This is a genomic window from Flavobacteriales bacterium (genome assembly GCA_030584065.1).
GTDB lineage: Bacteria > Bacteroidota > Bacteroidia > Flavobacteriales_F > PHOS-HE28 > PHOS-HE28.
This window is the reverse complement of sequence record CP129489.1, coordinates 3,085,964-3,097,894: the sequence shown is the minus strand read 5'-3', so window position 1 is coordinate 3,097,894 and position 11,931 is coordinate 3,085,964. Positions and strand designations below refer to the sequence as shown.

Sequence of the window (11,931 nt, the reverse complement as noted above, 5' to 3'; positions counted from 1 at the left end):
TGCCCCTGGCTTTTAGCGCCTCTGGCACGCCCAAACCGCCGCAACGACACTCCATCGCCTGTGATTCAGGCATGAGCACCCAGGAATCATGGCCCGCATGGACAGCCGCAGCCCGATGCACAGTCGCACCGGCATTGAGGTTAGGGCCGCGCATCGGCCAAGGGCCATCACCATCCAACGCCGCTAGGTCGACCAACTGACCCATGCCTGTCCGAGTCGCAGCGGCCTTGAAGGGCAGGCCGGGAATCCCGTCCCGTACTTTGGCGCAGCCCTTGCGGCCGCGCGCCCCATGTCCCGCCCATTGCCATTGCTGCTGCTCGGCGCGCTCTGCACCCTGGCGGCGCTGGTGGTGCAAGAGCCGGATGCCGACAGGCGGCTGGTGACCGAGGCGGACGCCCTGCAGAAACGGGTGTGGCAGGCGGAGCGCGAGCTGGGTGCCCTTGCCCAGGAACAGGCGCGCTACCTTACCGACTCCAGCGCCAAAGGCTGGCTCGCTCACCAGTCAGCGTGGCTGGAGTCCGAGCGGAAGAGGACGGGCGCATCGGTTCGCGCCTGGGTCGGCGATAGCCTGGTCGGGTGGTCAGGCGACCTTTCCGGATTGCCCGATCGGTCTGCAGCCGGGGAGCACCCATCGCTGGAAGCCAGTTCTTGGCTCCGCTCCGAGGCCGCCATCGACCGCATCCGCGTTGAAGCCTTCAGGCCGCTCTGGATCTCACCGCCTGTGCAGAATCGCTTCCTGCGGGAGTCCTTCCACCCCTCGTTCCATGTGCCGGATGGTCTGGTGGCGCACCGCGGCGGCGGTATCGGGATACCCATTCGCACGGCTGCGGGCGATGATCTGGTCCACCTGCATTGGCGTGAGGGCGCCTTGGAGCTGGGCGACTGGCTGTGGTGGCGCGGCGCGCTGCTCGGCTTGGCCTCCGCCCTGCTGCTTACCGCCTTGTGGAAGGCGTGCCGTCACCTATCCGCTCAGCGGCCTAGGACCGCAGCCTTGGGCTTCATCGGCGCGGTGGTGGTGGCCCGATGGGCGACGCTGGCCTACGGGACCGTAGCGCCCTTCGACCGTTGGCCCTTGTTCGACCCCGCCGTATACGCCACATCCACCTGGTTCCCCTCGCTTGGCGACCTGTTGATCAATGCCGCCTTGCTTGCGCTTTGCGCTGCCTTCCTGCGCACCTTGGCCCTCCGCATGCCGCCGATTGCATCCTTCGCCGGCGCCGGGCTGGCCATTGCGCTCTTGCTCCTCCTGGGCGGTTGGGTGACCGACCTGTGCATCGGGCTGGTCAACGACAGCAGCATCGACCTCGACCTCTACCACGTACAGGGACTTGGCGCCTATGGCGCGGTGGCGCTCATCGTGGTGGCACTGCTGCTGGGTGCCTGGTGCCTTGCGGCCATGACGGTGGTGGGCCTCCTGATCCCAGCAGTCGGCCTGCGGCGGGGCGCGCTGCTGGCTGCGGCACTGCTCGCCGCCTCGGCAGTGCTGCATCACCTGCTGGGCAGCCGCGACACCATCCTCTTCCTCTGGCCGGCGCCGGCCCTGGGCCTGCTCGCCTGGGGGCAGGCGCGGTCGCATAGCTTCCTCATGGGAGTGCTGCTCCTGGCCACCCTTGCAGGCATCAGCACGCACATCATCGCCAAGTACATGGGGCAGCGCGAGCGCAGGGAGCGCGTGGTGCTTGCCGAGCGGCTGGCGGTGCGCGAGGACCCCGTCGTGGAGCAGCTATTCCGGGAGAGCGCCCCTGCCCTCCGGCGGGACACCGCCCTCTACCGCCTCCTTGCCTTGGGCAGCTACTGCGATGCGAGCGACCTCCTGCGCCGCATCCGCCAACCCTATTTCAGCGGCTACTGGGAGCGGTACGACCAGCGTCTGTTCGGCTATTCGCCCAATGGCGAGCTGCGTTGCGCTACGGACATGGAACCACCTCGCGGATTCGCACGGGATACCGCCTCCTTCCCTTCCGGCGTGAGCGACATGCCGGACCTGTTCATCGACGAGCGCATTGGCGGCGAGGTGTTCTACCACGCCCGCATCGCCATCATGCCCACGGATAGCGCACCCCCAGCGCAGCTGGTGGTGGAACTCAAGCCCCGGTCCCTTTCAGAAGGGCCCGGCTTCCCCGAGCTACTCCTTGCGGGCACCGATGACCTCTCGCGCCGGACGGAGCGCTACGTGCAGGCCCGCTACGTGGACGGGCTGCTGTTCGAGCAGCGGGGCCGTGTGGCGCAGCCCCAGCGCTGGGAGCGGCCCTTGGCGGAGGAGGAATGGTACCTGGCCGATGGCATGGACTACCTCGCCAAGCCCGTGGGGGGGAATGTGGTGATGGTGCTTGGCCTGCCGCACCGGAGCCTCGTGGACCGGGCCACCACCTTCAGCTACCTCTTCACCTTCTTCGGCCTTCTCCTGCTCCTGGTGCTCGCCGCTCACGCCGCGCTCACCGGCACGCTTCCCGACATGGGGATCGGTACCAAGGTGCGCGCCGCGCTGGTGCTCTTCGCCATCACCGGGCTCATCTTCTTCGGCGCGGGCTCGCAGCAGCTGCTCAGCCGCCAGTTCGAGGAGCGCGAAGCCGCCACCACACTGGAGAAGGCCCGCTCCGTGTCGCAGGAGCTGCGCAGGCGCATCGGCGATGAGCGCATCGACGGCGATGCCTATTCCGGCTACCTGCACTACCTGCTCGGCCAATTGGGCAACGCCTATTTCACAGACCTCACCCTTTATGCGCCCGATGGCCGCTGGCTGGCCTCCTCACGGCCCCAGATGTTCACCACCGGGCTGCTCGGCCCGCGACTGCACCACATGGCATTCGCCCAGCTCTCCCTGCAGGGCCGGAGCGCCGTGGTGCATGAGGAGACCGTGGGCAGTGCCGTATTCCGCACCGCCTACATGCCGCTGCTCGACAGCCGTGGCGGACTCATCGCCTACCTGGCCCTGCCCAGCTTCGCCAACCAGGCGCAGCAGGCAGAGGAGCGCGCGCAACTGCTCGTGGCCGTGGTGAACCTCTTCGTGCTGCTCTTCGCGCTCAGCGTCCTGCTCGCCGTCTTCATCAGCAACTGGACCACCCGGCCCTTGGACCAGCTGAAGCATTCGCTGGCCGGCATGGTGCTGCGCGGGAGCAATCAGCCCTTGCTCTACCGAGGGCGCGACGAAGTGGGCGAATTGGTGGCTGTCTACAACCGCAAGGTGGGCGAGCTGCGCGAGAGCGCCGAGAAGCTGGCACGCAGCGAACGGGAGAGCGCCTGGCGCGAGATGGCGCGCCAGGTGGCCCATGAGGTGAAGAACCCGCTTACCCCGATGAAGCTGGGCATCCAGCAGTTCCAGCGCACCTGGGATCCGCAGGCGCCCGACGCCCGGGAGCGCCTGGACCGCTTCGCGAAGAGCATGGTGGAGCAGATCGATGCGCTGAACGGCGTGGCCACCGCATTCTCGCAGTTCGCCCAGATGCCGGCAGCTGCACCCAGCGAGCTCGACCTCTGCGAAGCGGTACGCGCTGCCGTGGATGTGTTCCACGCCACGCCCGGCGTCAGCATCACCCACGAGGAGCATGGCCCGCTGCCCGTGCTGGCCGACAGGGAGCACATGCTGCGGGTGATCAACAACCTGCTCAAGAACGCCGTACAGGCCATTCCGGAAGGGCGCCATGGGCGGGTCCTGGTCACGGCCAGCCGGGAGGGCGACCAGGCCAGGGTGGAGGTGCGCGACAACGGCACCGGTATCCCGTTGGATGCCCGCGATCGCATCTTCACGCCCAGCTTCACCACCAAGAGCAGCGGTATGGGACTGGGACTGGCCATGGTGAAGCGCATGGTGGAACAGGCCGGCGGCCGCGTGTGGTTCGAGAGCGAGGAGGGCGAGGGCGCGCGGTTCGTCGTGGAGCTGCCCTTGCATCGATAGGCCGATACATTTGGGCCAATGTCCTACACCAACCTCCTGGTGTCTGATGCCGATGGCATCCGCACCATCACCATCAACCGTCCCGACCAGCTCAACGCGCTGAACCGCGCCACCATCAACGAGCTGGACAGCGCACTCAACGAGGCCGAGGCCGACCGCAGCGTGCGCGTGGTGATCATCACCGGCAGCGGCCCAAAGGCCTTTGTAGCGGGGGCCGACATCAAGGAGTTCGCCCACTTCAGCGTGGAGGAGGGCCGTGCGCTCAGCGCCGATGGCCATTCCAAGCTATTCGACCATGTGGAGCGCCTGAACAAGCCCGTGATCGCTGCGGTGAACGGCTTTGCTCTCGGCGGCGGACTGGAGCTGGCCATGAGCTGCCACTTCCGCGTGGCCAGCGACAACGCCAAGCTGGGCCTGCCCGAAGTGGGCCTGGGGGTGATTCCCGGCTACGGCGGCACGCAACGCCTGGCCCGCCTGGTGGGCAAGGGCAAAGCCATGGAGATGATCTTCCTGGGCAGCGTGGGCATGATCAAGGCCGATGAGGCCCTGCAATGGGGACTGGTGAACCACGTTGTTCCCCAGGACCAGCTCATGGCCAAGTGCACCGAGCTCGCTGCGGCCATCGCGAAGAACAGCCCGACGGCATTGGGCGCTGCCATCCGCGCGGTGAACGCCGGGTACGAGCCCGGTGCCAACGGCCTGCAACGCGAGATCGAGGAGTTCGGCAAATGCTTCGGCACGGCAGACTTCAAGGAGGGCACCAGCGCCTTCATGGAGAAGCGGAAGGCGGAGTTCAAGGGGGAGTGATCGGAAGATCATTCCTCTCCGCCGTTCCATGAAACGATTCCATTGGCATAGGGAGGACCGGACCTTGACGATCGTCAAGAACCGCATCTTCCTTGGCGTGATGACCTTCCCTCTGGTCCTGGCCATCATCCTCTTCGGTGGTTACCTGTTGAACGGCATCATCTCCTCTAAGGCAGAGGTATCCCTCCTCTTCAGATGGGGAACTTTCCTCGTTGTCCTCCTCGTTGTCATCACCCTCTGTTCCTTCTACATCCGGAGGTTCTTCCAGGAGCGCGATGTCGTGGTGGTCATCAACGGGGAACGACTTTCGATCAATGACCGCGCGATCCCCCTGCAGGAAGTTGAACGCGTGGAACGCACCTTGATCTGGGGCGACAATGCGACGCGGTCATTCAGGGTGTCCCTGCGATCGAGGGATGGTGATCGTATCGTGCTGGTGTATTACGCTGATGGTCAGTCATCGCAGGACCTTGCCCAGGAATTGTCCCGGATGCTTCAATTGCCCATCCATCAAAAGGAAACGGCGTGGGGGTGGTAGCGACCGTTCGGGTCAAGCTCCCGAATCGGAGTCGTCAGCGCTGCTGGTGGTTGGCGTTTGACCTGATCTTCCACCGGTTGAACGATGCTGACCTTCAGTTGTAGCCGAACCCGGTCCTCCGCGGTCTATCCCCAGCCCCGCATTCACAACTTGTCCTATCCGATAACGTTCATCTTCTCCGGCATGCGACCTTCGTCTTTGCAGAAGATCGGACCTGTGCGACATGGTGTTCTCCGATCACTTTTCTGTGTCCATCCGTGGTTAGCTTGAGGTGAGCATCCTCCGCAAACTCGCCGGCCGGACGGCCATCTACGGGCTGAGGTGTGGTCCGACCATTCAACCAAGGATACCAAAGCATGGTATATTCGCGTTGATTCCGACACCATGAGCAAGAACACCTCCATCCTCTTGGGCGATCACTTCGAGGCCTTCGTGACCAGGCTGGTGAAGTCCGGCAAGTACACCTCGGTGAGCGAAGTGATCCGCGCGGCGTTACGGCTATTCGAGGTGGAGGAAACGATGAAGGAGAGCCTGATCAAGGAACTGAAGAAAGGGGAGCGCTCCGGCTTCGTGGCGGACTTCGATGGGGACTCATTCCTGAAGGACCTTCACCGGAAGCACGTCCGGAAGGGATGAAGCTGAAGGTCAGCCGCGCCGCGGCCGATGACCTTGAGGGCATCTGGCTGTACACGGTCGAGCATTGGTCCGTGGAGCAGGCCGACCGGTATGTGGGCCTGATCCTCGATGCGTTCGGTCTGATCCTGCGTGACCCATGGGCCGGCAAGGACTTCGGGCATGTACGCGAGAGCTACCTTGCCATGAAGGCCGGGTCGCATCTGGTCTTCTACAAGCGGAACGAAGCGGAGCGGACCATTGAGATCATCCGCGTGCTGCACGGTCGAATGGACATTGAGAACCGGTTGGATCCATGAGCGCCTTCCACAGATCGACCGTCAGAGCCCTTCCGACCGCGTTGGTCATCTCCGGTTCGATCATCATCTGCGTTCACCTGCGTCATCTGCGGCCGCATTCATGAGCGCCCTCCGCAAACTCGCCGGCCAAACGGCCGTCTACGGGCTCAGCAGCATCGTTGCCCGCTTCCTCAACTTCCTGCTCACCCCGCTGTACACCAGCAAGGACGTGTTCCCGCCCGAGGAGTACGGCGTGATCACCGCATTCTATGCCTGGGCCGCCTTCCTCACCGTGTTGCTCACCTTCGGCATGGAGACCACCTTCTTCCGCTTCGCCAACCGCAAGGAGCTGGACCCGAAGCGCGCCTATGCCACCGCCTTCTTCGCCGTGGCCTTCCTCGCACTGCCCTTCATGGGGCTGAGCGCGCTGTTCCAGGACGGCATCGCGGCGGCCATGCGCTACCCGGAGTTCGGCAACCTGGTGTGGATGCTCGCACTGGCCCTGGGCCTCGACGCCCTCACGGCCATCCCCATGGCGAGGCTGCGGCACGAGGGCAAGCCCTGGCGCTTCGTGGCGGTGAACCTGAGCAACATCGGCATCACCGTTGCGCTCAGCCTCTACTTCTTCGCCTACCGCATGCCGCACGATCCCAGCATCGATGTGAGCCATGTGTTCCTGATCAACCTCATCGCCAGCGGAGCGAAGTTCCTGCTGTTGGTGCCACAATGGCCAAGTATCGCGCAGTTCGATCGCGCCTTGCTGAAGCCCATGCGCGCCTTCGCCTGGCCACTGGCCATCGCGGGCCTGGCCGGCATGGTGAACGAGACCGCCGACCGGGCTGTGCTCAAGTTCCTGTTGCCTGCGGACGTGGCCGATGAGCAGCTCGGCATCTACGGCGCGTGCTACAAGCTGGCGGTGCTCATCTCGCTCTTCATCCAGGCCTTCCGCATGGGTGCCGAGCCCTTCTTCTTCAGCCACGCCAAGGAGGCCAACAGCAGGGAGACCTTCGCCCGCATCATGAACCTCTTCGTGGCGGTGTGCATGACGGCCTTCCTGGTGGTGATGCTCTTCCTCGACGTGTTCAAGTGGTTCATCCCCAACCCGGCCTACCACGAAGGGCTGCGCGTGGTGCCCATCCTGATGCTGGCCAACGTGTTCCTAGGCATCTACTACAACCAGAGCGTGTGGTACAAGCTCACGGACCGCACCAAGGCGGGCAGCACCATCAGCCTCATCGGTGCGGCCGTCACGCTGGTGCTGCTCTTCGCGCTGGTGCCGCGCCTCGGCTACATGGGCGCCGCCTGGGCCACGCTGGCCTGCTACGCGAGCATGGCGGCCATCAGCTACGCATGGGGGCAGAAGCACTACCCCATCCCCTACAACGTGACGCGCGTGCTGCTTTACATGGCGGGGGCGGTGATGATCTGGTGGGCATGCGAGCGGCTTCCCGTTGGCGAAGCGCTGGGCTACGGCATCCGGGGTATCGCCCTATTGGCATTCGGAGCTGCGGTATGGAGGATCGAGCGCTTCACCATCCGACCTTTGAGGCCATGACTGAGACCCTCGCAGCGCAGCTCCCCGTCCGCATCATCAACAAAGGCAGGCACCCCCTGCCCCACTATGCTACGCCGCACAGCGCCGGCATGGACCTGCGCGCCAACCTCGAGGCACCCATCATCCTCGCCCCCGGCCAGCGCGCCCTGATCCCCACTGGCCTCTTCCTGGAGCTCCCCGAAGGCACCGAAGCGCAGGTGCGGCCCCGCAGCGGACTGGCCTTCAAGCACGGGGTCACCGTGCTCAACAGCCCGGGCACCATCGATGCGGATTACCGCGGCGAAGTGGGCGTGCTGCTGATCAACCACGGGCATGAGCCCTTCGAGGTGAAGGATGGCGAGCGGGTGGCACAGCTCGTGATCGCCCGTTACGTGCGGGCCGAATGGCAGGAAGTTGCTGACCTGAGCTCGTCAGCACGCGGGGCCGGCGGCTTCGGCCATACTGGAACAAATTGAAGACCTTCGCGGCGAATCCATTCACCACAGAGGCACAGAGGCCACGGAGGGGGATGCTCGACGGATTTCTCTGTGTCCTCTGTGCCTCCGTGGTGAAACAGCATTGAGATGAAGATCATCGTCCCCATGGCGGGCATGGGCAAGCGGATGCGTCCGCACACCCACACCACCGCCAAGCCCCTGCTGCCCATCGCGGGCAAGCCCATCGTGCAACGCCTCGTGGAGGACCTGGCCGCCGTGGCCGGTGAACCCGTGGAGGAAGTGGCCTTCGTGGTGCACCCCAGCTTCGGCGTGAAGGTGGAGCAGGGCCTGGTGGCCATCGCCGAGAAGATCGGCGCCAAGGGCAGCATCCACTACCAGGAGGTGGCACTGGGCACCGCCCATGCCATCCTCTGCGCCGAAAGCGCCCTCAGCGGCCGCATCATCGTGGCCTTTGCCGACACGCTCTTCCGCGCCCAGCTGAAGCTGGACAAGGACTGCGACGGCGTGATCTGGGTGAACAAGGTGGACGACCCGCGTCCCTTCGGCGTGGTGAAGCTCGATGGGAACGGCATCATCACCGAGTTCGTGGAGAAGCCGCAGGAGTTCGTGAGCGACCTGGCCATCATCGGCATCTACTACTTCGCCGATGGCGAGCGCCTCCGCAAGGAGATGCAGTACCTGATCGACAACGACATCAAGGAGAAGGGCGAGTACCAGCTCACCAACGCCATGGAGAACATGAAGCGCAAGGGCGCGCGCTTCAAGGCCGGCGCGGTGGATGTGTGGATGGACTGCGGCAACAAGAACGCCATGGTGGACACCAACACCAAGGTGCTCGGCTTCCTGAAGGACGAGAAGGGCCTGGTGAGCGCCAAGCTGAAGAGCACCCACAGCGTGGTGATCCCGCCCTGTTTCATCGGCGACGGCGTGGAACTGGTGAACAGCGTGGTGGGCCCGAACGTCTCCATTGAGGCCGGCACGGTGATCGCCGGCAGCGTGGTGCGCGACTCGATCGTACGGGGCGGCGTGCGTGTACTGGACGCCGTGATCGCCAACAGCATGATCGGCGAGCGCGCCCAGGTGACCGGGAAGGCCATGGACCTGAGCCTGAGCGACGACAGTACCTTGGGCTCACCTTAGACCGCATGATGCGCCTCCCCCTGCTCTTCCTGCTCCCCCTGTTCTTGGCGTGTGCCGGCGCCAAGCCCATTGCCCGCGAGGAGAGCGGCGCCACCGAACCTGCCATCGGCAACGGGAGCGACAAGCGCGCCGAGGTGATGCGCCTCTTCATGGAAGCCACGCAGGCCCGCCTGCAGGGCCAGCTGCCCAAGGCGCTCCTCCTCTACCAGCAATGCTTGAAGGCCGACCCGCAGAACGCCGCGAGCATGTTCGAGCTGGCCAAGCTCTACCACCAGGGCCAGAACTACGAACAAGCCGTGGGCTACGCCAAGCAGGCCGTCGCCACCGACAAGGGCAATATCTGGTACCGTTTCCTGCTCGCCGACCTCTACCGCCAGGGCAACCGCGCCGAGGACGCGATCGGTGTCTACAAGGGCATCCTGGAGCAATGGCCGGAGCGGTACGAGGTGTACCTGGACCTGGCTGCGGCCTATGCCTACGCCGGCAAGGCCGACGAAGCCGCCAAGGCCTACAGCGACGTGGAGAAGCGCTTCGGGCTGGGCGAGGACCTCATCCATCACGCCTTCAACACCTACATGGCCATGGGGCAGTGGGCGGAGGCGCAGAAGCTCCTGAGCCGCGCCATCGCCGCCAACCCCTCGAGCGCCGAGTACGCCGGCATGCTGGCGGAGGTGTATGACGAACAGGGCATGCACGACAAAGCCCTGGAACAGTACCGCGCGGCGCTGGCGCTCGACCCCTCGAACAGCATGCTGCGCATCTCCCTGGCCGAGCACTACTACGCCACCGGGCAGATGGAGCAGGCCTATGCGGAGCTGGGCGAGGCCTTCCGCGACCCCGATGTGGACATCGACGCGAAGATGCAGGTGCTCATCGGCTTCTTCGAGATGACCGAGCAGGAGGGGGAGAAGCCCGAGGACCGGCCCGATCTGATCCGGCGCAGCTACACGCTCATCGAAGCCCTGGAGAAGGCGCACCCGGAGAGCGGGAAGCCGCACACCATCCACGGCGATTTCCTGCTCCGTGACGGCAAGCTGGACGAGGCGCGGCAGGAGTTCCGCAAGGCCCTGGCGATGGAGAAGGACCGCTACCCGATCCATGCCCAGATCCTGCAGCTCGACCTTCAGCTGGGCGACCACGCGGCCCTGGTGAAGGATGCCGACTACACCATCGAGCTCTTCCCCACGGCTCCCGAGGCCTACCTCTTCAAGGGCCTTGCGCTCTCGCAGCTCGACCGGCACGAGGAGGCCATCGAGGCGCTCGTCACCGGCCGCGACCTGGTGGTGGACAACCCGCCGCTCACCGCGCAGTTCTGGAGCAGCCTCGGGGAGGCCTACCATGCATCGGAGCAGCATGCCAAGAGCGACCAGGCCTACGACCGCGCCCTGGCGATTCTGCCCGATGAGCCCACCACGCTCAACAACTACGCCTACTACCTGAGCCTGCGGGGCGAGCAGCTGGAGAAGGCCGAGCGGATGAGCAAGCGCAGCAATGAGCTGGCCCCCGGGCAGCCGAGCTACCAGGACACCTACGCCTGGGTGCTCTTCCGCATGAAGCGCTATGCCGACGCGCGCATCTGGATGGAGAAGGCGCTGGCCGCATCGCCCGACCCCGACGGAGAGCTCCACGAGCACTACGGCGACATCCTGTTCGAGTTGGGGGAGCAAGCCAAGGCCCTGGAGGAATGGAAGCGCGCCAAGGAGCGCGGGGGAGCGAGCGAGGTCATCGACCGCAAGATCAACGAAGGGCGGCGGGTGGAATGAACGCGACCGCCAAGGCCCTGCTGTTCCTAGCGCTCCCCGCAGCGGCGTGCAAGAGCGGCAGGCCGACCGCCCTGATCAACCGGGAGCTCCCGGCGCGCTCGGCCGAGCGCCTCATGGAACGCGTGCTGGCGGCGAGGCAGCCGCCTGTGGCGCACTATTCGGCCAAGGCCAGCGTAGAGCTGACCCTTCCGGATCAGACGCGGACCTTCAAGGTGCATCTCCGCAGCACGCAGGATAGCGCCGCATGGGTGAGCGTGGTGCCCGCCCTCGGGATCGAGGTGGCCCGTATGCTGCTCACGCGCGACAGCCTCAAGGTGCTCGACAAGCTCAACGACCGGTACTTCGTGGGCGACACCGGCCTGGCCAAGGCGCGCTTCGGGCTCCCTCCCGACCTGGCGCTCTTCCAGCAGGCCATCAACGGCGAAGCCATCGGGCTCGATCCCCAGGAACGCTTCCGCTCGGACCGGGAGGACGGCTACTACGTGCTCACCAGCCGCGCCAAGCGCCGCTTCGTCCGCGCTGCAGAGGACATCAGCCCCAGCGACACCCTGGCCCGAGACCGTGACATGCGCGAGCGGAGGCTGGAACGGACCCTGCGGCGCGCCGAAGAGAAGGAGACCGTGGTGCAACGCTACTGGATCGACCCCGACAGCTTCCGCGTGGCGCGCGTGCAGATCACCGACCTGGTGCACGACCGCACCGCCGAGCTGCGTTATGAGGAGCGCGGCGGCGCCGACATCAGGCACCTGCCTACGCGCATCCGCATCACCCTCAGCGAGCCCGGCCGCGTGGTGAGCGGGGCGCTGGAGATATCGCGCATCGACCTGGAGGGGCCCTTCCCCATGAGCTTCAAGATCCCCGAGAAGTATGCGCCCATGCCCTGAA

The 11,931-nt window shown here is 65.4% G+C and carries 10 protein-coding genes; all 10 read left to right on the top strand.

Features of this window, described 5'->3' with window-relative positions; translation table 11 throughout:
• The first annotated feature begins 289 nt into the window (after positions 1 to 289).
• Positions 290 to 3,895, top strand: a complete 3,606-nt coding sequence (locus QY325_13025; GenBank protein ID WKZ65677.1) for an ATP-binding protein — start codon at positions 290 to 292, stop codon at positions 3,893 to 3,895.
• Between the two features lie 18 nt (positions 3,896 to 3,913).
• Entirely contained in the window at positions 3,914 to 4,702 is a 789-nt protein-coding gene (locus QY325_13020; protein WKZ65676.1) for an enoyl-CoA hydratase-related protein, read from the top strand.
• Between the two features lie 28 nt (positions 4,703 to 4,730).
• Complete coding sequence (locus QY325_13015; GenBank protein WKZ65675.1) at positions 4,731 to 5,240, top strand: hypothetical protein; 510 nt, start codon at positions 4,731 to 4,733, stop codon at positions 5,238 to 5,240.
• Positions 5,241 to 5,624: 384 nt separating this feature from the next.
• Positions 5,625 to 5,876 carry a type II toxin-antitoxin system ParD family antitoxin gene (locus tag QY325_13010; protein ID WKZ65674.1) on the top strand — a complete coding sequence of 84 codons (252 nt, stop codon included), beginning with the start codon at positions 5,625 to 5,627 and terminating at the stop codon, positions 5,874 to 5,876.
• On the top strand, positions 5,873 to 6,172 hold the full coding sequence (locus tag QY325_13005; protein WKZ65673.1) for a type II toxin-antitoxin system RelE/ParE family toxin: 300 nt from the start codon (positions 5,873 to 5,875) through the stop codon (positions 6,170 to 6,172). The genes QY325_13010 and QY325_13005 overlap by 4 nt, the downstream gene beginning before the upstream one ends.
• Before the next feature lie 100 nt (positions 6,173 to 6,272).
• Complete coding sequence (locus QY325_13000; protein WKZ65672.1) at positions 6,273 to 7,706, top strand: oligosaccharide flippase family protein; 1,434 nt, start codon at positions 6,273 to 6,275, stop codon at positions 7,704 to 7,706.
• Positions 7,703 to 8,161 carry a dUTP diphosphatase gene (gene dut / locus QY325_12995; GenBank protein ID WKZ65671.1) on the top strand — a complete coding sequence of 153 codons (459 nt, stop codon included), beginning with the start codon at positions 7,703 to 7,705 and terminating at the stop codon, positions 8,159 to 8,161. Before QY325_13000 ends, dut begins: the two co-directional genes overlap by 4 nt.
• Positions 8,162 to 8,269: 108 nt before the next feature.
• Positions 8,270 to 9,283 carry a sugar phosphate nucleotidyltransferase gene (locus QY325_12990; GenBank protein ID WKZ65670.1) on the top strand — a complete coding sequence of 338 codons (1,014 nt, stop codon included), beginning with the start codon at positions 8,270 to 8,272 and terminating at the stop codon, positions 9,281 to 9,283.
• A 5-nt stretch (positions 9,284 to 9,288) separates the two neighbouring features.
• Positions 9,289 to 11,046, top strand: coding sequence for a tetratricopeptide repeat protein (locus QY325_12985; protein WKZ65669.1), 1,758 nt, complete (start codon positions 9,289 to 9,291; stop codon positions 11,044 to 11,046).
• The gene (locus tag QY325_12980) at positions 11,043 to 11,930 is read left to right on the top strand and encodes a DUF4292 domain-containing protein (GenBank protein WKZ65668.1); all 888 of its coding nucleotides are present in this window, start codon (positions 11,043 to 11,045) and stop codon (positions 11,928 to 11,930) included. Before QY325_12985 ends, QY325_12980 begins: the two co-directional genes overlap by 4 nt.
• The last annotated feature ends 1 nt before the right edge of the window (position 11,931 follow it).